Genomic DNA, 23789 nt, shown 5'->3' with positions numbered 1-23789 from the left:
TATTTTCCTACTTTTGTAGATTTCTGTTACAATTCATACCAGATAAGCTGACTAGCCCCGGTATCTCAATGCCTATTGTATCAAAGTATTCCTCAACACAAATTGAAAATCTGGTTAATACCTTACTGGATGAGTTACGTGCGCAAAATGCCACCACAGAGTTAAGTTTGATGTGTCTTGGCAATACCGTCAGCCACATTGTCAATCAACAAGTTCCGGTGCAGCATCGGGCAGCGTTGGTCCAACAATTTTGCCTGGCGCTCAGCGACAGCATTTCTGATAGCACGACATAATTCGGTTATGGTGCTTGAGCATAATCTTTCCCTGGTAAACAAAGTCAACCGGCTCTTACGCTGGGGGCATTGGTTTACCTTTTTCAATATTTTATTGGCTTTAGCCATCACTGCGAGTTATTGGTTAGCAGAGCCACTGCCCCAAACAGGACTTGGCTGGAGCTACTTATTGCTCAACTGGTTCGGTCATACCGCCTTTCTCTGCTTTTTATTTTTTACCCTGACGATTTTTCCAATCAGCTTGTTGTTTCCGTCACAAAAGCATGTGCGTGGGCTCGGTGCTGTGTTGGCAACATTGGCCTTGGTGGTGCTCATTTTTGATGCTTATGTTTACCGCAGTCTTGGCTACCATATTGGGAATACATCTTGGTTACAGACCATCGAATTAATGAAGTTGCAGGTGGTCACCAATACCCGAAACTTTATTTTGATTGTCATCGTAACATCGGCTGTACTGTTGGCACTGCAACTCACCATAAGCAACTATTGCTGGAAGAAAATGGCCCGATTGCAAGCGATCACAGCTGGCCGGCCAATCTGGGTGTTTTTTGTAGTCTGCTTTGTCTTAAGCCATGTGGTGCATATCTGGGCGGACGCCCAGTTAAAGCTGGATGTGGTTCGGCAAGATAATGTGTTACCGCTGACCTACCCAGCCACCGCCAAAAGCTTTTTAGCCCGCTATCAACTGCTTGACCGACAGCAACGACAAAGCAGCCAACTAGAGCCTCTTGATTCATTGGATCGACTAACGCCGGTCCAAACCAGCGCCTATTGCGATGCGGAACAAAATATACAGCCCTTAACCATCCTGATTACCTCACCACTCACGGCAAGCCAGCAGCAGTGGGTAGCGCAGCAAGGGTTAAGGACATTAACTCCTCATTTCGCCCCTACAGAGCCCGCTGAAGCTTTGTTTCATCTGCTGCATGGCCAATTTACCGATAGCGACTCCTATAACAGTTTGTTGCAAACACCGCCTTTGTGGCTGCAGCAAAGTCAGCAACGCATCGGGCTGCAACAAGCTCAATCATTAACAGACATTCAATTGCCATGGCTGGCAGATTTTGATTTACCATCAGCGCCGATCCAAATTATTTTTGAGCATGCGATCCAACAAAACTGGCAGCAGTATGCCAATCAAAGCCCATTGATTGTGTTTGAATTAACCAGTCAACACCGCCAGTTTACTCTGGCACCTGCTGCAGCATGGTATCGTTGGCCAGCATTACGGCAACAGCAGCAGTTCTCAGCAAGCATGCATTTGGATATCCTGCCCACTATTTTGGCAGCAGCTGGCTGTCAGGCTTCACCAAGCCTTGTTGGTGATTCTTTGCTGCAGCCTCGAAATATCCCTAAGATAGCCATTAGCCAGCATGAGATTTATAGTTTTTATAAAGACAAGCTGGTCATCATCCGGGAAGATCACAGTTTTGGCGTCTGGTCAGCGGGCACCTTGCTGCCACTGAATGAGCCTTTCGATATGCCAATGTTGGTTGACGCTTTGCAACGTTTACCAAAGGCATCATCCACACCTTTGCCTAATGACTAAACAGAATCGTTAAACAATTCAATGTCTAAGTAACTTCAATAGACTTTTGGCTCCATCATAAATTCGAACGACACAGGATCGCTATCATGCTCGCATTAGGAAAAATGAACCGGCTTACTATCAAGAAAAAAGTCGACTTTGGCTACTTTCTGGATGGTATGGAATGGGGGGAGATTCTACTGCCTAAGCGCTATGCACCAGATATCGCTGAAATCGGCATGGAGCTTGATGTGTTCCTGTATTTGGACTCCGAAGATCAACTGATTGCAACCACAGAAAAGCCCAACATTATGGTTGGTCATATTGCGTCGTTACGTGTTGTCGCCGTCAATCGGGTCGGTGCATTTTTGGATTGGGGATTAAGCAAAGACTTATTAGTTCCCTACAGCGAACAGCAAATCCCGATGCAAGAAGGCAAGCGCTATTTGGTCTATTGTATGGTTGATAACAGCAACCGTATTATCGCCTCCAGTAAACTGGATAAATACGTGCATAAATCGGAGCCAGCGTATCAAGCAAAACAAGCGGTAGATGTGATCATCGCCGGTCGCACTGATTTAGGTTATAAAGCCATTATTAATCAACAGCATTGGGGGCTCATATTTAAGGATCAAGTCTTTAAAACCTTGTACCCCGGCCAATCTATGCGCGCCTATATTTTACAGCAACGGCCGGATGGTAAAATCGATTTGAGTCTAACCCCGCCCGGGGTTGAGAAAATGAAAGCCCTGGAGCCGGAGATCCTCTCTCAGCTGCAGCAAGCTGGCGGTTTTCTACCACTGCACGATAAAAGCTCGCCTGAAGCCATTTATCAACAATTTGCTGCCAGTAAAAAGGCATTTAAACAAGCCATTGGCAGTTTGTATAAAGCCAACAAAATTAGTATTGAAGCCGATGGCATTCGCTTGATCTAAGCCGCTAGCGCAACCAGGCTTCGGCTTCCTCGGCCATCAGCGGCCGGGCAAAAAGATAACCCTGTCCATAATCACAGCCGAGTTGTTGCAGGATCTGCTGCTGCAACTCAGTCTCAATGCCTTCTGCCACCACTCGCAGCTGCATGGTTTTCGCCAACGCAATAATGGTGTTCACAATAGGATGATCGGTCATGCCATCTTGCATATGACCGATAAAGCTGCGATCAATTTTCAACACGTCCAGTTTAAACTCACTTAAATAGCTTAAACTGGAGTAACCAGTACCAAAATCATCCAGGAACACCCGGATGCCAATTGCACGCAGTTGTTGAATGCATTTCTTGGCCTGAGCAATATTCTCAATCAGCGCACGCTCAGTGATTTCCAAAGCTACACAAGATGCGGGCAGCTGATACTGTTGCATCAAGACTTGCAGCCAACTGACAAAGTCGGGATCCGAAATCGTCATACTGCAGACATTGACACTGATATAGCAGTGTTTATTTATGGAATACCAGCGAGCCGCTTGTGCCATCGCTTGTCGTAATACGTAGTGGTCTATACGAACAATCAACCGACTTTGTTCTGCTATAGGAATAAACTGATCGGGGCTAATGCTGCCATGCTCTTCATGCTCCCAGCGCAGTAGTGCTTCAAACCCTTGTATCGACTGGTCCGTCAAACTGACGATGGGTTGGTACTTTAATAGCAATTGCTCTCCTGCTAGTGCTATTTTAAGATCTTGTTCCAGATTCCACTGCGGTAAATCGTCAGCCTGCATACTCTCGTTGTAAATACGATAAATACCCCGGCCGTCTTTTTTCGCTTGATACATGGCAATGTCAGCGCGTCGTATTAATTCATCAGGCACCAAGCCAGGTGTATCCAGCTCACAGAAGCTAATCCCTATGCTAGTGGATGCTAAGATAGCAAAATCCCCAACAACCACCGGTTTTTGTAAAGAACTGAGAATACGACGAGCCACTTCTTCAATGGTTGCCATCTTATCCACATCTTCCAGCAAGATAGCAAACTCGTCGCCTCCCAGCCTTGCCAGGGTATCACTTTGCCGCATGCACAGTTTAAGCAATCGACCTACAGCAATGAGAAACGCATCACCAATAGCATGGCCATGCGTATCATTCACTGCTTTAAATTTATCGAGATCAAGGTACATCACAGCCAGTTTTTGTTCAGGAAACCGCTGCATTCGTTGAAATGCATGATTGACCCTGTCTAAAAACAGCCCACGATTAGGTAAACCGGTTAAGTTATCATGCAGTGCTAAATGCTGCAGCTTTCGTTCTGAAAATACCCGCTCCAGGGCATTGGAAATATGCTGAGCCACAAAGGTTAATAGCTCTAAATCACTTTGATCATAATGAATGTCTTCGATATAGCTCTGCACTACCACGACACCATGCACAGAGTCACCCGAGTGGAATGGCACGCCAAGCCAACATGCAGCTAGGTCGCCATAGGCTTTTAATTGCCCTTCCTCATACATTTTTAACAAGCTTTTACGATCAAGCAATAAGGGCCGGTCCGTTCGGAACACCAGACCAGTTAAACTGTTATTGAGAATTTCTATGGGGTAGATAGTATTAGGCTGTTCATCGCCGCGAGTATCAACAAAGTAGGGAAAATTCAGGTGCTCTTTCTCAATATCATACAGAGCAATATAAAAATTAGGCGCGTAAATCAATGAGCTGACAATCTGATGCACATGGGTATAAAACTCATTCAATTCATCGGCAAAATACGCAAAAGCAGCAATTTCATACAGAGACTTTTGTAGCTTTTCTGCGTACTCTAACTTATCGACTGATTCTTCCAAATAAGTCAGTGTTTGCATTCGCCTTAGTTTAGCCGCCAAAATCGGCGCGATGGCCTCTAAAATAGTACGATGACGCTCTGTAAAATAATTGGCTTGCTGATGTTCAGAATCAATCACGGCTAACAGCTCACCCTCATCAACCACAGGCACAGCCAATTCCGACAAACTTAAAGTGATATCAAGTATATAAAGCGGTTGCTCACGCGTGTCGTTCACCATTACCGTTTGACGCTTACTGGCACAGTAGCCGACGATCCCTTGCTGCATACTGATCTGGCTATACCCTTGATCATCAGCCACGTTTCGGGAGCCCGCCGCAGAAAAACGTCTGAGCTTATCCAATTGACTGTCATAGAGGTAGATCGCGCAATCTTCGAAGCCTAGCGCTTGCGCCAAGGTGTTCGCGACATAATCAGTAATTTCTTTGAGGTCATTCAGCTGATGGAGCTCTACCGCCAGCTGATTGATGATCTGCAGTTCATGATTTTCATCTTCAAGCTTTGCAAGCTGTTGTTTTAGTTTAGCTAACTCTGAAATTTCATCGCTGCTTGGCTTACTCATGCTAACTTGGACCATAAACTGCCATTCGTTGACGTAGGTCTATGCTTATAACACAAGAACAACACTTAGCACCAGTTCAACACCTTAAAAACGGTAAAGAAAAAGGTAAATGCTTAATTTCTCAACGTATCAGTTAATGATAAATGGCCTTTAAAATCAGGCTTAGTTAACACCATATGTACGGCGCTGGTCGCTCGCTCTAAAAACCCGCCTTCGCAATAACACAGGTAATAATGCCACAGCCGGATGAACTCACGATCATAGCCCAACTGCAAGACCTGCTCTTTTTGATCTAAAAAACGTTCACACCAATCGCGCAAGGTGGTCGCATAATCTAAACCGATGTCCTGCAATTGCCGCAATACCAAATCGGTTTTACCGGTAATGGCTTCTGACATACGATGGATAGAAGGTAAACAACCTCCCGGAAAAATATAACGTTTAATGAAATCCACTTCTTTGACATATTGCTTATAGCGCTGATCGACCATGGTGATAGCCTGCAATACCATGATGCCATCAGGTTTTAACAACGACGAGCAAACCTGAAAATAGCGATCCAGATAATCGTCACCTACCGCCTCAATCATTTCTATCGATACCAGCTTATCGTATTGGCCGGTTAAATCACGATAGTCCTCTAGTAGTAATGTTATCTTGTCCTGCAAGCCAGCAGCTTCAACCTGTTCTTTAGCATAATCGTATTGCTCTTGAGATATAGTTGTGGTGGTGACTCTACAACCATAGTTCCGGGCTGCGTAGATAGCCATGCCTCCCCAACCGGTCCCAATTTCCAATAGATGATCATCCGCAGATAACTGCAGACGCTGGCACAGCAAAGCCAGCTTATGCTGCTGTGCTAACTCTAGTGTTCTGGCTTCTGCTGAATACACAGCACTTGAATACATCATGCTCTGATCTAAAAACAAGCGATACATATCGTTGCCTAAATCATAATGTGCCGAAATGTTCTTACGAGCCTGATCTTTATTGTTGCTATTCCGCCAATTGAGTAGCTTTAACCATGGACGACTGACACGTGCCCAGGTGGAGTCCATTTGATCAAGCAGGGTTAAATTTCGGGCAAAAATACGTACCAGCTGTGTCAAATGATCGCAACTCCATGCATTGGCAACATAGGCTTCAGCCCCTCCTACCGATCCTGCAGTCACTATTTTCCGATAAAACTGGGCGTCATGGACATGGATCGTGACTTGAAGCTCAGCCTCACTATCACCGAATATCAGGCTCTGCTGGCCTTCTTCCACACGAATACAACCATGCTGAAGCCGGGCTATGAAATTCAGCGCAAATCGACGACAAACTTTATCAAACCAACTTAGGTTGCCTAGGGTAGATGTTTCAGTTAATGACATAGTCATCAAGAGGGTCCTTTTTTCGAATGCGCATATACCGGGTTTCCTTTCGCCCACAGCTTCAACGCATGCCAGTAAATTCGTATCATAACCAGTACGTTGGGCCAGGGGGCCCGGATCAATATCTGTTTTAAATTTGCCGTAGTAAGTGGCTGCTTTGTGAGCTTCATCCAAGCAGAAAACACCGGCTGCTGTTGCCGGTAATTAGTGATCTGACAATGCAACTGCTCATCAGGCGGCGGCAGCTGCCAATGGTATTGCATATCAAGAGGGTTAAAAGGCGACACATGAAAGGCCTTATCGTGTTGATAAGTGGCGCTATCAGGCTTGATAGTATGCAAATAATAATGACGCTCATTCCACGGTGTATTACTCACCTCAGCCAAAACATAACGTAGTTGCTGCAAATGATCGTAACCATAGTACAAGGTAATAGGGCTAAAGTAATAGCCCCAATTGGCCATAGGTGTCAGTACAAATACATAACTAACAGGCTCTTTAGCCCCTAGCTCCTGAAGTTTAGCTTGCACGGCGGTCTGCAAGTTAGCGTCACCTTTCAAGTAGTCGCGTCTGCGATAACTAAAAGCAGAAAAACGCTCGTAAGCCATAAATTTTGTATCGTCTAGCTTTGTCAGCGTATTCGCATTTAGCCAGAAATAATGCAGAGGGTACCCAAAGCCATGAGGCTTGGGCCGAAAACGCTGATGACCAAGCTGGCCTCGATACAAGGCATGATCGGTAAAATCAAGCGTCTGCAAAGTCAACTCCAAGCATTGCTGCAACATCAACGGCACTTCGCACACCATCCTCGTGAAAGCCGTTGTACCAGTAGGCACCACAAAAGTAACTATTGCTCTGCCCATTGATTTCGGCCCGGCGCTGTTGAGCCTGCATGGTGTAACGATTAAACACCGGATGAGCGTACTGAAATTTGCGCAAAATTTTATCTTTAGAAATAGCTGACGTATTGTTAAGTGTGACACAAAAAGTGGTGTCTGAGGTTAACTGCTGCAAAATATTCATGTTGTAAGTTAAGGTTGCTTTTTCAGCAGTGCTGGACGTCAGGTTATAGTTCCAGGCCGCCCAAGCAATAGGGCGTACTGGCAATAAGCGACTATCCGTGTGCAGCACTACCTCATTATTCTGGTAAGCAATACCACCAAGCACTGCCTGCTCGGCAGCGGTTGGATCAGCAAGCATCGCCAGCGCTTGATCACTATGACAAGCAAAAACCACACGATCAAACTGCTGCTTCTGGCCATCAGACAGCGTAACAATGACATGATCATCATGCCGGGTCACAGAGCTGACAGCCCGGCTCAGCTGGACAGAATCTTCAGGTATTCTCTGCTGCAAGCGGCGAACATACTCGCGTGAACCACCACAAATAACTGACCATTGAGGCCGATGGTTCACACTCAGCAAACCGTGGTTATCAAAGAAACGCAAAAAGAAACGAAGTGGAAACGATGGCATATCGCTCAAGCCAGCCGACCAAATGGCAGCGCCCATGGGAAGCAGATACTGTTCACGAATGGCATCCCCGAAGCGGTATTGGTTTAAAAAATCACCGACTGTTAAATCCAAATCTGCATGATCTTGAGCCAGTAATTGCTTCGCTACCTTATTAAACCGAACAATATCGAGCAACATTTTCCAGAATGACGGTTTAAACAGGTTCCTTTTTTGAGCAAATAAGGTCCGCAAGCTGTTGCCATTGTATTCAAGCCCTGTCTGCTCGTTTTTGACCGAAAAGCTCATTTCAGTAGGTTGAAATGGAACCGCAAGCTCGGCCAAAAAGCGGTTAAATAATGGATAGGTCCAGTTATTAAAGACGATAAAACCGGTGTCAATTGCATAGTGCTGGCCTGACACCTCCACATCGACCGTGGCGGTGTGCCCCCCCAAATAATCATTAGCTTCAAACAAAGTCACTTCGTGCTGACGTTGCAACAAATACAACGACATCATGCCAGAAATTCCACCACCGATTACGGCTATTTTCATACCTTTCCCTTCACTAAATACATCATGCGTTTGCCATCCGTCTTTTGACCTGGGCTGTAGCCCACCCCAGCACCGGTAAGTGCTGGTAGACCAAGTCCGTCAAATCATAATAATCCCGATGAAATACAATTCGCCCATCCGCGTGCCAGGCAAGCTCAGTACAGCCATCTATTTTTATGTGCTTACCCTTACCAATCGCCTGATGCGAAAACTCCATCTGCCAACTGATAAATCCACAGTCGCCCTGTTGACAATGTGTTTTAGCAGTAAAATGGCAATGACTCAGTCTGGCATAAGCATGCGATAAATACTGTTCAAGCGCGGCACTTCCTTCGATTTTATGTACCGGGTCAACAAAGACCACATCGGGATGATAAAGCTCATGAATAACAGACAGGTTGTTGTTGGACAAACCGTTGTAAAACTGCAGAAACTGCAACAAGGGTGGCATCGATTGATCCATCTTATGATTTTGCATCCTGATAGAGCTCCAAAGTACGTTGACGAGCAATAGCGTGATCAACAATCGCGGCTGGGTAATGACAACCTGCTGCAACCGGATGAGGCCAGTGGATCTGCTTAGCCGGGACATTAGCCAATTCAGGCACAAATTTACGAATAAAATCACCGTCAGGATCAAATCGTTTGCTTTGGGTGACTGGATTAAAAATTCGAAAATAAGGTACTGCATCGGTGCCGGTAGAAGCCGCCCACTGCCAGCCACCATTGTTGGCGGCGAAGTCGCCATCTATCAGACGGGACATAAAATAGCGCTCCCCCCAGCGCCAATCCAGATGCAGATCTTTCACTAAAAAGCTGGCCACCACCATGCGAAGGCGATTATGCATCCAGCCTGTTTGGTTAAGTTGCCGCATGGCTGCATCCACCAAAGGGTAACCGGTACGTCCTTCACACCAGGCCGAAAAAAGCGCTTCATCGCTCGACCAGCGAATGGCCGATGTGTATGGCTGAAAAGGTTGGTGTTTAATTAAATCAGGCCATGCAACCAACACATGTTTATAAAAATCGCGCCAAATCAGCTCAGATAGCCAGGTCGCAGCACCAGAATCAGCTTGTTGTAACTGCCCGGCTGCTTCAAGTTCAAGCCGTTTAATGCATTGACGTACTGATAACAGCCCTATGGCAAGGTAAGGAGAAATCATTGACGTCGCATCAATGGCAGGAAAGTCACGCTCCGCTTTGTAATGCCGTACTTTGTGCTGGCAGAAATCACGCATTCGCTCTAACACCGTCGCTTCGGCAACTGGCCAGTCGCTTGATAATTCGGCAGCGGGTTGCATTACCGGTAAGTCAAGCGATGGTAAAATCAACTCAGCCTGTGCTTTTGGCTTGGCAAGGACCGTCATCCCCTGTTGATAGTAGCGCTGCAACCAATTGCGTTTAAACGGCGTAAAAACCTTGTACATACCGCCATCGCCGGTGCATATACTGCCTGGTGCAAAGCCACAGAGCCTGTCGTAACGACACCACTTCACCCCATGCTCACCAAGCAGTTGTTGCACCTTGGCATCACGCTGTTGCTCCCGCTGCTCGTATTCGACTTCGCAATGCACAGCAGCAATATTGAACGATAACAGCTGAGTAAATACCGTTAGAACACTATCGTAATCGGAACCTTCAACAGCAAGTAATGGCACGCCAATGGTTGTAAGCTCTTGAGTCATCTGCTCAATACGACCACGGATCAACTGTTGCTTTACCGGTGCCATATCGTGTTGTTGCCAGCTCTTTGGGGTCGCGATGAAAAGCGCTATGGTAGGACCTTGCTGCATCGCCTCAAACAAAGCAGCATTATCATAACAACGTAAATCAGATCGTAACCACACCACTTGTAAAGCAGTCATTGTATTAACCTCTAAGCCCGAGTGATTCAGGGTATGGCTGCAAATAAGTCTGTGCTGCCAGATACTTGTTGTCAAAACGAGACAGATGGTGTTGCAACATGGTCAAAGGTGCCATCAGCGGCAAATGCCCTTGCCGATAGCGATCAATTAAGCTAGCAAGCTCTTGCCGTTCTTTGGAGCTTAATTGTTGCTTAAAGAACCCTTGAAGGTGCTGCAAAACATTGGCATGCGTTTTTCGGCTACTTAATTGCTGCAATGCCTGCATAAAATCATGCAGGTAGCGCATCTCCAGCTCTGCTTTATCAAATAACTTAGCCTGTGCGACCAAACGACCCAGTTCGCGATAGGCAATCGGGCTATGCGCCATCACCAAAAATTTGTAGCGACTGTGAAACTCCACCAGTTTCCCTACACTAAAGCCTTCGCCGCGTAGCTGCTGATAGTCGTGACAAGCAAAAAGGCGAGTAATAAAGTTTTCGCGTAAAGCTTCATCATGCAGGCGGCCATCCTCTTCCACTGGTAGCCATGGGTAGCGCTGCATCAATTGCCGGGTAAATAAACCAACGCCTGCTTTGCCCAATTGGTGGCCTTGTTCATTGTACAAACGTACCCGCTCCATGCCACAGCTGGGGGATTTAGCACAGACGACAAAACCAGCCAATTGCTCCATGCCCGGCAGCACCTGCTCACTGTATTGCTGCATGGCATCAGTGTAATCAAGGCTTGAGTCTTTCACCTGCACCAAACGGATTTCATCTTGTTTATTTTTTTGCAGGCGAATGGGTGGACGAGGCGTACCCATACCAATGGCATTTTCCGGACAAACAGCGATGTAACGAACATGAGGCTGCAACTGGGTTAAGCAAAACTCAGATGCCTTATGGCCACCATCATAGCGGACTTTTTGCCCTAACAAACAAGCACTAATGCCAACGGCTAACTGCATGGATACTCTCTTACGGTCGTGAATAGAATACTTTACAGTCTAACGCTTTAGTCAGATCAGTGCAGTGGTAAAAGATCCGTTTATTTGCTCAGATAGTAGACAGAGAGGTGTTTTTTCACAAAAAAACCCACAGCTAAGTGGGTTCCTTTAAAACAGCGTTTTAGCAACGCAAATGAGTTACGGGTTCTTACTGGTCCCTTCTTCAACTCTGGACTTGAGCTTTTGTCCTGGCCGAAAAGTCACCACACAACGCGCCGAAATTGGAATATCTTCCCCGGTTTTGGGGTTGCGTCCAGGTCGTTGATTTTTTACCCGAAGGTCAAAATTACCAAAACCAGATAGCTTCACTTGCTCACCGGCTTCCAATGCCCCTCTGATTTCTTCAAAAAAAGCTTCCACAATCAGTTTGGCATCGCGCTTGCTCACTCCAAACTTGGTAAACAGACGTTCCGCTATATCAGCTTTGGTCAGTGCCATGATTATTCCCTCAGCGTTGCGTTGAACTCATCTTTCAGTGCAGATACCACCTGATCAACAACCAACTGGATGTCCTTGTCTTCAAGGGTTCGAGCACTATCTTGTAAGGTCAGAGCGATAGCCAGCGACTTAAATCCGTCAGCAACACCCTGCCCGCTATACACGTCAAATAATTTTAGGTCAACCAGTTGATTTCCGCCAACTTTTTTTATGATAGCAAGAATATCGGCAAAACGCACATTCGATTTAACCACCAAAGCTAAATCGCGGCGATTGGCTGGATAGCGCGACAGCTCAGTCGCCTGGGCAATTTGTCGGCCACCCAAGGCATCCAATTCCAGTTCAAATAAAAATGATTTGCCTTTCACACCAAGCTTGCGTTCTGCCTCTGGATGCAAGGCACCCAGCCAACCGACATGCTGCTCACCCAAGCGAATGGCAGCACTTTGTCCCGGGTGCAACGCCACGTGTTCATCGGGTACAAAATCAAAACGACTCGCCTCAGAGGTCATCGTCAGCAAGGCTTCAACATCACCCTTTGCATCAAAGAAATCGTATGGTCGTTCATCCTGATTCCATTGGCCTTGTCCTAAGCCCCCCACCAGAATACCACCCACGACAGGTACCTGACGCACGCCATTTTCAGCGTGCTGATCAGGAATAAACTTAAGACCATACTCAAACAAGCGCAGTTGCAACTGTTGCCGGTTTTGGTTGTATAGCACGGTCTGCAACAAACCAGGCCAGGTGCTTAGCCGCATCGCTGACATATCACTGGAAATTGGGTTCGGTAACAACAAGGCTTCGGTATCCGGGTGCAAAATACCCTGCACTTTGGGATCGACAAAGCTGTAAGTAATGGCTTCCTGATAACCCCGGTCAACCAGCAGCTGACGCAACCGGTTGACTGCAATCTCAGACTCATCAAACTGGCGCATCGTCAGCGAGGCCTGTGGTGCCTCATTTGGAATATTATTGTAGCCATACACGCGAGCGACTTCTTCAATCAGATCCTCTGCAATGGCTAAATCAAAACGCCATGATGGCGTGCTTACCGACCAACCATCCGGGAGAGAGCTCACTTGCAAACCTAACTGTTGCAGGATCCGCTGCACAGTCTCGCCATCGATCTCAATGCCCAACAAACGATGTAAATGCGCTGCTTTTAACTCAATGGTTTGTGCCGAAGGTACATGCGCCTCACTAACAGCCTCGACTACCGGTCCAGCTTCACCACCGACAATATCAAGCAACAATGCCGTGGCGCGCTCCATCGCTGTGCGTTGCAGCTTTGCATCAACACCACGCTCATAGCGGTGCGACGCATCGGTATGTAAACCGTACTGACGAGCTTTACCCGCCATAATATCAGGCGAAAAGAAGGCACTTTCGAGGAAAATATCACGGCTGTGCTCAGTGACTCCGCTATGCAGGCCACCAAATATTCCAGCCATGGCCAAGGCTTTTTCCGCATCAGCGATCACCAGTGTATTTGTTTGCAGCGTCACTTCTTCGCCATCCAACAACACGAGTTTCTCTGCTTCGGCAGCATAACGAACCTGAATATCGCCTTCCAACTTAGCCAAATCAAAGGCATGCATCGGGTGGCCCAGCTCTAACAAGACAAAGTTGGTGACATCAACCACCGGATCAATCGATCGCACCCCACAACGGCGCAGTTTTTCGACCAGCCACAGCGGGCTGCTGACATCTGGGTTGATATTGCGGATCACACGACCTAAATAACGAGGACATGCTTCAGGCGCTACCAATGTGATCTGTCTTTGCTCTTGATGGCTAGCTGCCACAGCAGGATAATCAGCTGACTGAAAATCCATCGCGTTCAATACGGCAACTTCACGCGCTAAACCCAGAATTCCCAAGCAATCGGCACGGTTCGGTGTTAAATCAACTTCAATGGTCCGATCGTCAAGCTGCAGCAACTGGCGAATGTCTTGCCCGACCGGAGCAGCCTCTGGCAGCTCTAAAATGCCGTCAGAGTCTTCAGCCATACCCAGCTCAGATAATGAACACAGCATCCCCATCGAGGGCTGACCACGTAACTTGGCTTTCTTAATCTTAAAGTCGCCCGGTAGAACGGCTCCAACTTTGGCTACCGCAACTTTTAAACCAAGTCGACAATTTTTGGCACCACAGACAATATCAAGTAACTCATCGTCACCGACATTGACCTTGGTCACCTGCAATTTATCGGCATCGGGGTGTTGACCACACTCAACCACTTCACCCACCACCACGCCATGGAAACTGCCAGCGACTGGTGTGATACCATCAACTTCCAAGCCCGCCATGGATAATTGATCGGCTAACTCTTCAGAACCGATGGCTGGATTGATCCATTCACGTAACCAACTTTCACTAAACTTCATGTCAATCGACCCTGCTTATCTGAACTGTTTTAGAAAACGAACATCATTCTCGAAGAATGCACGTAAATCAGTCACGCCATAACGCAACATAGTCAGGCGCTCAACGCCCATACCGAAAGCAAAACCACTGTACTTGCCCGGGTCGATACCAACAGAACGCAGTACATTCGGATGCACCATACCGCAGCCCAGCACTTCTAACCATTTGCCATTTTTACCCATGACATCCACTTCTGCAGACGGTTCTGTAAACGGGAAAAAAGAAGGACGAAAGCGCACCTGCAATTCTTGTTCAAAAAAGTTCTGAAGGAAGTCGTGTAAAATGCCTTTGAGCTCTGTAAAACTAACATCGGTATCAACCATCAAACCTTCCACCTGATGAAACATCGGGGTATGCGTTTGATCGTAATCATTGCGATACACTCGTCCCGGCGAAATAATACGTAATGGTGGTGGTTCCACTTCCATGGTACGGATTTGTACCCCAGATGTCTGAGTGCGCAGCATCAATTTGGGGTTGAAGTAAAACGTATCATGATCAGCCCGGGCTGGGTGATGTTCAGGAATATTCAACGCATCAAAGTTATGGAAATCATCTTCAATTTCCGGCCCATGCTTAACACTAAAGCCTAATTCTGCAAAAAAACTTTCGATACGCTGAATGGTCCGGGTCACCGGGTGCAGGCCACCGGCATCCAGCCGACGGCCCGGTAAGGTCACATCGATGCATTCACCGGCCAACTTTTCAGCCAGTTGAGCTTGCTGCAGTTGATCACGTTGCGCATTCAAAGCAGTCTGAACCTGTTGCTTTAGTTCGTTAATTTGTTGCCCAGCGATTTTACGCTGCTCTGGCTCCATGCCACCCAATGATTTGAGCAACTCGGTAATCCGGCCTTTTTTGCCCATAAAGTCAACACGTACCTGCTCCAGACGAGGGATATCATCTGCCGCTTGGATGGCTTGGGTTGCTTCTGTTAATAATGCGCTCAGATCCATGGTTTCCTCAGCTAAACCTTATCAAATAGTCATCATTCCTCGTCATCCGCCAATACGGTTTTGACAAAAGGAATGGTAATTTTACGTTGATGGACAATGGATGCCTGATCGAGTTGATCAAGGATCGCCACCAAACTTCGAATATCACGCTGCTGCCGGTTAAGCAAATAACGAGCAACTTCACTTGGTAACTCCATGCCACGAACATGGGCTTTTTGTTGCAATAAAAATTGCTTTTCCGTATCCGTAAGTAACCGCAGTTGGTAACTGGTACAGGCTTGTAATCTGGACACCAAATCAGCCAATTGAAAGCCAAGTTGAGTCGGCGCCTGATTGGCGACAATGATCAGACATTTCCCCTGCTCTGTCATACGGTTGTATAAATCGAATACTGCTGTTTGCCAGTTTACATCATCGGCAATCGATTGAATATTGTCCAGGCAGACTAAATCAAGCTGCTCTAAATCGTCCAATACCCGGGCATCTAACTGCTGAAGATGTTCCAATGCCAATAACTGGCTGGTTAATCCCATTTCTTGAGCATGCACACAAGCTGCATACAGTAGATGCGACTTACCTGAGCCACTGGCACCAAACAAATACAAGGGTGACTGCCCTGCTGGTTGAACTAAATACTGCTCAATATGAGCTACTGCTGGGTGTGACGACGGGCTGTAAAAGCTGTGCAGTGTCTCATCGTCAGGTAATGTAACAGGCAACGTGAATTGAGTCGGATGCATTATTTACCGCGGTTCAAACTGAACATAAAATCGCTCAGCTACATCGGGTTGCTGCTCAATTAAACTGTATGACTGCATCGGCGCCACAGAGTCTGCTAAACGAAGTTGTGGCTCAAGCGCGAGTAACTGCAAAAAGCCAGTCTGTGTAATGGATAAGACAAGTTGGGTATCGACATATTCAGCGCTACGGTGCATCAGATCAACCTGAGTCACCCCGGGGAAGCTCTCCAGTAAGCGCTGCAATACAACCCAGTCCGACCACTGCTGCACGCCACCGATACGCAGCTGTACCGGAACACTCTCGTCGACATAACTCACGCTGTAATTGGCTGCTAACTGATCAGCCAGTTGCGAGACAAAATCACGTAACACCGCACTTTGCTCTGGCTGGCTATGCTCAAATCGCAACACACGTTGTTGTTGATCCAACTGCCAGTACAGCTGCTGAATTTCAGTCTCTGCCTCGGTACTGGACGACAACATAACAGCTGCGATAAGGTCAGGTTGATAGCGAGCGCTGGCTTGCCGGATTTGCTGCCAAAACCCCGCCCAAACATCGGTTTCGCTTAGGTTGACCAAGTCATCCATGTCGTACAATGGCCAGATCAGCGGCACTCCCCGTTGATTTGCCAAGGTGCGGATATGACGGATCACTTCATGATCGGACTGGCTAATAAACTGACGCCCATCCGGGGTCTGCTCAACTAACCATACCAAAACCTGAGGTCGTCTACTTCCCCATACGGGCAGCTGGTGTTGTCGAAAGAACTGTTCCAGTTTTTGTTGATCGACCATGACCCGAAGCGCAGAGCCTTGCTCATTACGGATTGCTTCAAATTGCTTAATATAGGTATTCGCGCGTTGTAACTCTTGCTGCAATGCCGGATGCGCCATCACTTCAGGATCGCCAGCAATTCGCTCCACCACCTGCATCAACGCTTGACGCTGCCAGGCTTGACGTGACTGATCAGCTGGTACTTCAGCAGTATACAGATCCGGCATCTGAGTTGCCCATACCGTCGACACACAGAATACAGCAAGCAGCACAGAGCTAGCAGTTACAAGCCTACGCCATAATCGTCTGTACACGTGGTAAAATGCTGTCATTGTTTGTCCGTCTCTGTACTAATAAAGCCACTCTGAAGTGGCTTTCATGATTGCATTGCAATTAATCGAGTATGACTCCAAGCCGCTGTGCGACCTCCTCGTATGCCTCGACCACGCCACCTAACCCTTGACGAAAACGATCTTTATCCAGTTTTTTGCGCGTGGCTTTATCCCACAAACGGCAACCATCAGGAGAAAACTCATCACCCAAAACGATGTTACCCTGAAACACACCAAACTCCAGTTTAAAATCAACCAGCAGCATGCCCGCATCATCAAACATAGCACTTAGCACCTCATTCACTCGCAAGGTCAATGCTTTCATTTGTTGCAGTTGTTCGCTGCTAGCCCAGCCAAAGGACACGGCATGTGACTCATTGATCATCGGATCATGCAACGCATCATTTTTCAAAAACAATTCAAAAGTCGGCGGCGTTAACGCTTGGCCTTCCTCAACGCCAAGCCGCTTAACCAGCGAGCCAGCAGCAAAATTACGGACCACACACTCAACTGGGATCATATCCAGCTTTTTAACCAGCACTTCATCATCACTCAGAAGTGCTTCGACTTGTGTTGGAATGCCTGCTTGCTCAAGAGCCTGCATGATAAAGAAGTTAAATTTATTATTGACCATGCCTTTGCGAGCCAATTGCTCGATACGCTCACCATCAAATGCCGAGGTATCATTACGAAAGTGCAAAATCAATTTATCAGCATCAGAGGTATGGTAAACGGTTTTGGCTTTACCACGATATAATTCAGTTGTTTTCTGAACCGTTGCTTGTTGGACCATGGACGACTCCGGCATGAACAAAAAAAATCAGGGCGCAAAGTATAAAGTCCTTTGCGCCATTCGCAAATCAATTTTTCGTGATTTGCTTAGCTTTACAGTTCCAGACGAGCTTGCTCGATAGCATCCAGTAAAGGAGCCTCCAGAGCAGCAACAACATCTGCCGCTAGTGGATTGCCTGCTTTATCGCGGAAACTAATAGAGGTCATTTGTTCTACCCGACCAAGCACCACTTGATACTCATCATTTTGTAAAGGCAACACTGGCATTTTATTTCGTCCAAAAAGGCGAGAGAAAAAGCCCCGGCTTGGCGTATCAAAACGAACATAGTAAGTAGAGACGCTTCGATTAAGGTCCAATACAGATAAATTTACTGCAGTAAACAGATCTTCCAATTGCGTCCATACCACTTCAAGACTCTGATCAGACAACAAAGCAGGCTGGCCTTCAGCATCGACTCCACTCTGCAAGTTCGACTCTATAGTGCGATTACGCAATGCTTGGGCTTGTCTGAACTCATCGGCACCGACGGCTGCGATAAAATCATTTAAAAAAGACGCTTCCTCACGCTTTACTGCGGTCGCTACCAGTGTTGCATCACTCTGAAAGTACTGATGCTCTACCATCTCTACCAGTACCGCTGCGCTACGACCATGTGGGCGCGGTTCGATAGTAATACGGTAACGCGCTTGCTCGCGAAGTTCATTCGACTTCCAAAACCAGTACCCTTTCTCCTGGTAACGCGAGACCCAATCGGTTAGCCAGACCAACTGGTCTTCCCCTTCTTCGACGGTGAAGCCAATGCCGTTATCTTGCAAGTGGGTGGTCAAGGTTTGCTGCAAGAACGGCACTAAATCACCGCTGAAATCGTTACGATCAAACCAGACTCTGGCACGGGTTTCTTCCTCATCCACCCGGCTGCTTGACGACAAGGTCAGTACCAAGCCAGGAGCTCTGGTGTCAATTTGTTCAACTCTGCTTTGGTCCAAAGCAGGAATATCATACTGCGCAGGCTGAGGTGGAGCCGTCAGATGCGCTGGCACTTTTAATGTGCGGTCGGTTGATTGAACCGGCGCTTCTACTTCCGGTGATGAAAACAATGAACAGCCGCTAAGCAGCAGACTGGCAAGAATACAACTGGTTGCCGAATAATGCACCTGATTAACTCCCTAAAATTCTATCTTGGCGTGGCGTAATGCTTCTTCGATACCGGTCTGGTGAATTGGTTCCAGCGTCGTTAAAGGTAAGCGAACAAAATCGGATTGGATCAAACCGGTTCGGGCTGCTGCCCACTTCACCGGAATAGGATTAGCTTCTACAAATAATTGATGGTGCAATGGTTGTAACTGCTGGTCATACTGACGGCACCCTGTTTCATCATCAGCCAATGCGGCTCGGACCATTCCTGCCACAGCACCAGCAGCGACATTCGCCGTTACGGAAATGACACCATGGCCTCCTGCCAGCATAAAGTCAGCACTGCTGATATCATCCCCGCTGAACAACGAGAAACCTGCCGGGCAGCATTGCTGCAACTCGTGCAAACGTTCCAGCGAGCCAGTCGCATCTTTAATACCAACAATATTTGGGCTGACTGCCAACTCAGCTACCGTTTCTGGCAACAAATCAACACCAGTACGACCCGGTACATTGTAAAGCAGAATTGGTTTATCAGTGACAGCTGCGATGGCTTCAAAATGCAAACGCATGCCTTTTTGCATCGGTTTATTGTAATAAGGAGTCACGGTTAAGAAACCATCAATAGGCAACTCAGTCAGTTGCTTGGTTTTTTCCACAGCCAAAGCTGTTGAATTCGCGCCATTGCCAACAATGATGGTTATCTTGCCAGCCACCTGATCACATACGGCCTGAACAACCGCTATTTGTTCCACCCATTCCAGAGTCGCAGCTTCTGCGGTGGTACCAAGCACCACCAGACCATCGGTACCCTCTGCCAAATGGTAATCAACCAAGCGAGTCAAACTTTGATAATCGACGTCCCCGTTGGCCAGCATTGGCGTGATCAATGCGACATAACTGCCTTTCAACATGCGCGAACAACCCCTTATTCTGTATCGGGCGCCTATGTTAAAGACAGAACCGGCTAAACACAAGTTCGGTCTTGTAGAAAGCCGTTACTTTGCTTATACGGCTATCATGACAGGTAAAAACTTTATGCTACAATGCGGATCATTCGTATCTGGCAGGGTTCTTCATGACACAACATCTGGTGGTGACCGCCATTGGCACCGACCGTACCGGTTTAGTCAGTCAATTGGCTCGTTTGGTCACCGATTGTCATTGCAATATTTTAGACAGCCGCATGGCTATTTTTGGCCATGAACTCACCTTAATCATGTTGTTAGCTGGTGACCCCGTTGCCATTAGCCGGGTCGAGCATACGCTTCCAGCCTTAGGGTTGGAGTTAGACTTGCTCACCATGATGAAGCGCACCTCAGTGCAAGAGCTGCCCCCTGTTGCGGGCCACTATGTGTTGAGTTATCGCGGCGCAGATAAAGTCGGCACTTTACGTGCCATCACCAGCTTGCTGGCCAAACATCAGGTGTCTATTTCCGCCCTTCGCTCAGAAACAAAAACAGACAAAGCCAGCGGTGAGAGCTATATGCAAGCTAGTATGACGCTGCAATTTCAGCAAGACCAGTCGGTAGCGGACGTGAAAACAGCCGTGACATTATTGTTGCAAGAGCTGGAACTGACCGGCGACTTCGCAGCTCAAATCTAACGATGGAGCATTACGCTATGATACCCCCTTTGCCTGCAGTGTCGTTGAAAGGCCGTGTTTCGGATAGTGAGTGGCAATTGCGAGTAGATCTAGCCGCTTGTTATCGTCTGGTGGCCCATTATGGCTGGGACGATACCATTTATACCCATTTATCCGCCCGCTTGCCAGGGACTGATCATTACCTGGTGAATGCCTTTGGCCTGACATTTGATGAAGTCACCGCATCCAACTTAGTGAAAGTTGATCTTAAAGGCACCATCCTGGATAACAGTCCTTTTCAAATCAACCCTGCAGGTTTTACCATTCACAGTGCCATCCATGAAGTACGCGACGATGCACACTGCGTGATCCACCTGCATACTCCTGCAACTATTGCCGTGGCTAGTCTGGCCGGAGGGCTAAGGCCCTTAAGCCAGTATTCGATGTTTTCCCTGCCCTCATTATCGTACCACCAGTACGAAGGATTAGCGGTGAACGATGAAGAGAAAGCTCGACTGCAAAGCGACCTTGGCCAGAACAACCATCTACTGCTGGTGAATCATGGTGGTTTAACTGTTGGTGAAACCGTCGGTGATGCCTTTATGCGCATGTTTGATTTGCAACGCGCTTGTGAAATTCAGCTTTTGATCCAAGGCAGTGGTCAAAAGGCCATCGAAGTCGCTCAACCGGTACAAGATGGTATTTACCAGCAAGCCAAGGTAGTGCATAGTGGCAGTACAGGCGGCCAGAAGGCTTGGCCAGCAATGCTCCGCAAAGCCTGGCGGCTTGATCCGGGCTTTGCTGAGTAAAGCAGCCTTGAGGCCACTCTCTGATCACAATCAATAGCTGATTCGCGCGAAAAAAGGACAGTAAGATGAAAGTCACCCATGTCGAAGTATTTGATATTCATTGCCCAGAGCGCCCAGCCTGGACACCGGTATTTGTCCGCATTCATACCGATGAAGGCATTCATGGCGTTGGCGAAGCTGGTCTGGCTTACGATTTAGGCCACAGCGCTGCGGCTGCAATGATCAAAGAAATGGCCGAAGCCTTTTTAATTGGCCATGATCCGTTTCAAACCGAAAAACTGTGGTCGCGCATGCTACGCGAAAGCTTCTGGGGCTTAGGTGGCGGCCCGGTGGTGTATGCCGCCATGTCGGCCATCGATACGGCCTTGTGGGACATTAAAGGCAAAGCCTTGGGAGTACCGGTATATCAACTGCTTGGCGGCAAGGTGAACGACAAACTGCGCACCTATGCCTCGCAGCTTCAGTTTGATTGGGGACCAGAGTTTAAAGCGCTGATCCGGCCAGAAGAATATGGTGAAGCGGCGTTAAAAGCCATCGCCGAAGGCTACGATGCGGTAAAAGTGGATCCCATCCAGTACGATAAAGATGGCAACACCTATTACGACCGTACCAATATCATCTCCCGTGCCGAGATGAAGCTGTACCGTGCCCGCATGCAAGCCATTCGTGAAGCCGTTGGTGATGAAGTCGATATTATTTTTGAGTGCCACAGCCTGCCGGGCGCGACCAGCGCTATCCAGATTGGCGAAATCGCCGAAGAATTCGACTGCATGTATTACGAAGAACCGGTCAATTATTTAAATCATTCGCTGCATAAAAAAGTTGCCGCCAAAGTCAAAGTACCATTGGCTGGTGGCGAGCGGTTATACAACCGCTGGGGTGTACGGCCTTACCTGGAAGATCAAAGCATTGATGTGCTGCAACCCGATATCGGCCTGTGCGGTGGTTTTACCGAAACCAAGAAAGTTTGCGATTACGCTGATATTTTTGATGTTCGGATTCAGGCTCATGTCTGTGGTGGCCCTGTTGCCACAGCAGCGTCGCTGCATCTGGAAACGGCTATTCCAAATTTCCTTATTCACGAACACCACACCTACGCTATAAAATCGTGGAACCGGGAGTTATGCTTGCAAGATCCACAACCCGTCAACGGTTTCTTTCAGGTTTCTGAAGCGCCAGGCATTGGCATCGAGCTCAATGACGAAGTCGTGATGCGCTCACAACGTGTCGTCATCAAATAAACGAAATCGACTCTCCCCTCCCCAAAAGGCGCTTCGGCGCCTTTGTTCACAAAACCAAACGTACGGCTCCATTAAAAGCAAACGTGTTTTATCCAGCCTAAAACGGTGCTGGATGTTGCTGTAAAAATTGCGCGATATCATCCTGCATCGGTTGGGTTAAGCTGATGGAAAATGCTTCCATGTTTTGCCTTAACTGCGCCATGCTGGTGGCACCGATAATGGTTGATGTCACGCCCTCGACCTGATTGACCCAGGCCAGCGCCAGTGCAGTAGCGGATATACCATGGCTACTCGCTAACTCGTTAAAAGCAGCGATGGCTTTATTCGATTCAGGCGTATCACGGAACAGACCATTGCGTTGCAGCATGCTCCAGCGGGTACCCTCCGGTCGTGCGCCATTCAGGTATTTACCACTTAGCGCCCCACCGGCTATGGGTGACCATGGCAGGTAGGCTATTTGCTCCTGCACACACTGCTCGATTACATATGGCCAGTCTTTGGTATGCAGCACACTGAACTCATTTTGTATCGACACCATCCGGGGTAAATCGTACTCAGCACTTAGCTGGAGATACTGGCTAATACCCCATGGCGTTTCATTGGATAAACCACAAAAACGGATCTTGCCGGCTTTTACGCAGCTATCCAGCGCTTGTAACAATGCCAGCATTTGCTCGGTTTGCTCAGCGGCATCAGCAAAACTAATACGGCCAACCCGGTGCTTGCCGAAGTGTGGTGACACCCGGTTTGGCCAGTGCAGTTGATATAAGTCGATGTAATCGGTTTGCAAGCGCTGCAGTGAAGCATCCACAGCTTGTATCAGCGTTGCTGGTGTCATATCACCGCCATCACGGATATACGATAAACCATTACCCGCCATCTTCGTTGCCAAGATCATATCTTGACGTTTGCCACTTCGGCTGAGCCAATCACCAATAATACGTTCGGTCGCTCCATAAGTCTCTGCGGTTGGCGGAATAGCGTACATTTCTGCCGTATCTACAAAATTCACGCCCTGTTCCAATGCATAGTCAAGCTGCGCATCAGCATCGGCCTGGGTATTCTGGCAACCCCAGGTCATCGAGCCTAAACACAGGCGAGACACTTTGAGCTGACTACTGCCTAAGTCGGAATAATGCATACGAACCTCAATCATAAACCATGTGCCG

22 protein-coding genes are annotated in these 23789 nt (G+C 47.7%); 6 read left to right on the top strand and 16 right to left on the bottom strand.

The genetic code is table 11. From position 1 onward, the window contains the following. The first annotated feature begins 68 nt into the window (after window positions 1-68). From Q3O60_RS11055 to Q3O60_RS11045, 3 genes are all read left to right on the top strand, one after another. On the top strand, window positions 69-293 hold the full coding sequence (locus Q3O60_RS11055; RefSeq protein ID WP_305893994.1) for a YejL family protein: 225 nt from the start codon (window positions 69-71) through the stop codon (window positions 291-293). Window positions 294-300: 7 nt separating this feature from the next. Beyond that, complete coding sequence (locus tag Q3O60_RS11050; protein ID WP_305893993.1) at window positions 301-1842, top strand: DUF3413 domain-containing protein; 1542 nt, start codon at window positions 301-303, stop codon at window positions 1840-1842. An 86-nt stretch (window positions 1843-1928) separates the two neighbouring features. Then, window positions 1929-2756, top strand: coding sequence for a CvfB family protein (locus tag Q3O60_RS11045; RefSeq protein ID WP_305893992.1), 828 nt, complete (start codon window positions 1929-1931; stop codon window positions 2754-2756). Between the two features lie 4 nt (window positions 2757-2760). Here Q3O60_RS11045 and Q3O60_RS11040 read toward each other — a convergent pair whose 3' ends face one another. The 15 genes from Q3O60_RS11040 to dapA form a co-directional block, all read right to left on the bottom strand. Then, window positions 2761-5154, bottom strand: coding sequence for an EAL domain-containing protein (locus tag Q3O60_RS11040; RefSeq protein ID WP_305893991.1), 2394 nt, complete (start codon window positions 5152-5154; stop codon window positions 2761-2763). Between the two features lie 113 nt (window positions 5155-5267). Next, entirely contained in the window at window positions 5268-6536 is a 1269-nt protein-coding gene (locus Q3O60_RS11035) for an SAM-dependent methyltransferase (RefSeq protein ID WP_305893990.1), read from the bottom strand. Further along, a complete protein-coding gene (locus Q3O60_RS11030; RefSeq protein ID WP_305893989.1) occupies window positions 6536-7288 on the bottom strand; it encodes a DUF1365 domain-containing protein in 753 nt (250 codons plus the stop codon). Before Q3O60_RS11030 ends, Q3O60_RS11035 begins: the two co-directional genes overlap by 1 nt. After that, window positions 7275-8537 carry an NAD(P)/FAD-dependent oxidoreductase gene (locus Q3O60_RS11025; RefSeq protein WP_305893988.1) on the bottom strand — a complete coding sequence of 421 codons (1263 nt, stop codon included), beginning with the start codon at window positions 8535-8537 and terminating at the stop codon, window positions 7275-7277. Before Q3O60_RS11025 ends, Q3O60_RS11030 begins: the two co-directional genes overlap by 14 nt. Window positions 8538-8559: 22 nt before the next feature. Continuing rightward, window positions 8560-9015: a nuclear transport factor 2 family protein gene (locus Q3O60_RS11020; protein ID WP_305893987.1), complete on the bottom strand. Its 456-nt coding sequence runs from the start codon at window positions 9013-9015 to the stop codon at window positions 8560-8562. Continuing rightward, window positions 9002-10402 carry a deoxyribodipyrimidine photo-lyase gene (gene phrB / locus Q3O60_RS11015; RefSeq protein WP_305893986.1) on the bottom strand — a complete coding sequence of 467 codons (1401 nt, stop codon included), beginning with the start codon at window positions 10400-10402 and terminating at the stop codon, window positions 9002-9004. The genes Q3O60_RS11020 and phrB overlap by 14 nt, the downstream gene beginning before the upstream one ends. A gap of 4 nt (window positions 10403-10406) precedes the next feature. After that, window positions 10407-11348, bottom strand: coding sequence for a YbgA family protein (locus Q3O60_RS11010; RefSeq protein ID WP_305893985.1), 942 nt, complete (start codon window positions 11346-11348; stop codon window positions 10407-10409). A 177-nt stretch (window positions 11349-11525) separates the two neighbouring features. Next, window positions 11526-11825 (bottom strand): integration host factor subunit alpha, encoded by a 300-nt coding sequence (gene ihfA / locus Q3O60_RS11005; RefSeq protein ID WP_305893984.1) that lies wholly within the window; start codon window positions 11823-11825, stop codon window positions 11526-11528. A gap of 2 nt (window positions 11826-11827) precedes the next feature. Then, window positions 11828-14215: a phenylalanine--tRNA ligase subunit beta gene (pheT, locus tag Q3O60_RS11000; RefSeq protein ID WP_305893983.1), complete on the bottom strand. Its 2388-nt coding sequence runs from the start codon at window positions 14213-14215 to the stop codon at window positions 11828-11830. Between the two features lie 15 nt (window positions 14216-14230). Further along, entirely contained in the window at window positions 14231-15211 is a 981-nt protein-coding gene (gene pheS / locus Q3O60_RS10995) for a phenylalanine--tRNA ligase subunit alpha (protein ID WP_305893982.1), read from the bottom strand. A gap of 32 nt (window positions 15212-15243) precedes the next feature. Beyond that, window positions 15244-15951 (bottom strand): DnaA regulatory inactivator Hda, encoded by a 708-nt coding sequence (gene hda / locus Q3O60_RS10990; protein ID WP_305893981.1) that lies wholly within the window; start codon window positions 15949-15951, stop codon window positions 15244-15246. A gap of 3 nt (window positions 15952-15954) precedes the next feature. After that, window positions 15955-16953, bottom strand: coding sequence for a DUF8605 domain-containing protein (locus tag Q3O60_RS10985; protein WP_305893980.1), 999 nt, complete (start codon window positions 16951-16953; stop codon window positions 15955-15957). Between the two features lie 166 nt (window positions 16954-17119). Continuing rightward, window positions 17120-17851, bottom strand: a complete 732-nt coding sequence (purC, locus tag Q3O60_RS10980; RefSeq protein WP_305893979.1) for a phosphoribosylaminoimidazolesuccinocarboxamide synthase — start codon at window positions 17849-17851, stop codon at window positions 17120-17122. A gap of 92 nt (window positions 17852-17943) precedes the next feature. Further along, window positions 17944-19005 (bottom strand): NlpB/DapX family lipoprotein, encoded by a 1062-nt coding sequence (gene bamC, locus Q3O60_RS10975; protein WP_305893978.1) that lies wholly within the window; start codon window positions 19003-19005, stop codon window positions 17944-17946. A gap of 12 nt (window positions 19006-19017) precedes the next feature. Continuing rightward, window positions 19018-19899 (bottom strand): 4-hydroxy-tetrahydrodipicolinate synthase, encoded by an 882-nt coding sequence (dapA, locus tag Q3O60_RS10970; protein WP_305893977.1) that lies wholly within the window; start codon window positions 19897-19899, stop codon window positions 19018-19020. A 164-nt stretch (window positions 19900-20063) separates the two neighbouring features. Here dapA and Q3O60_RS10965 point away from each other — a divergent pair, with 164 nt between their 5' ends. The 3 genes from Q3O60_RS10965 to Q3O60_RS10955 all read left to right on the top strand — a co-directional run bounded on the left by Q3O60_RS10965 (window position 20064) and on the right by Q3O60_RS10955 (window position 22620). Further along, window positions 20064-20591: a glycine cleavage system transcriptional repressor gene (locus Q3O60_RS10965; protein WP_305893976.1), complete on the top strand. Its 528-nt coding sequence runs from the start codon at window positions 20064-20066 to the stop codon at window positions 20589-20591. A gap of 17 nt (window positions 20592-20608) precedes the next feature. Beyond that, window positions 20609-21379 (top strand): class II aldolase/adducin family protein, encoded by a 771-nt coding sequence (locus tag Q3O60_RS10960; protein WP_369812659.1) that lies wholly within the window; start codon window positions 20609-20611, stop codon window positions 21377-21379. Between the two features lie 65 nt (window positions 21380-21444). Next, window positions 21445-22620: a mandelate racemase/muconate lactonizing enzyme family protein gene (locus Q3O60_RS10955; protein ID WP_305893975.1), complete on the top strand. Its 1176-nt coding sequence runs from the start codon at window positions 21445-21447 to the stop codon at window positions 22618-22620. Window positions 22621-22717: 97 nt separating this feature from the next. Here Q3O60_RS10955 and Q3O60_RS10950 read toward each other — a convergent pair whose 3' ends face one another. Continuing rightward, entirely contained in the window at window positions 22718-23761 is a 1044-nt protein-coding gene (locus tag Q3O60_RS10950; protein ID WP_305893974.1) for an aldo/keto reductase, read from the bottom strand. Window positions 23762-23789: the final 28 nt, after the last annotated feature.

Origin of the sequence: Alkalimonas collagenimarina, assembly GCF_030717845.1 — a bacterium.
GTDB lineage: Bacteria > Pseudomonadota > Gammaproteobacteria > Enterobacterales > Alteromonadaceae > Alkalimonas > Alkalimonas collagenimarina.
This window is presented reverse-complemented; position numbering and strand designations above follow the sequence as displayed.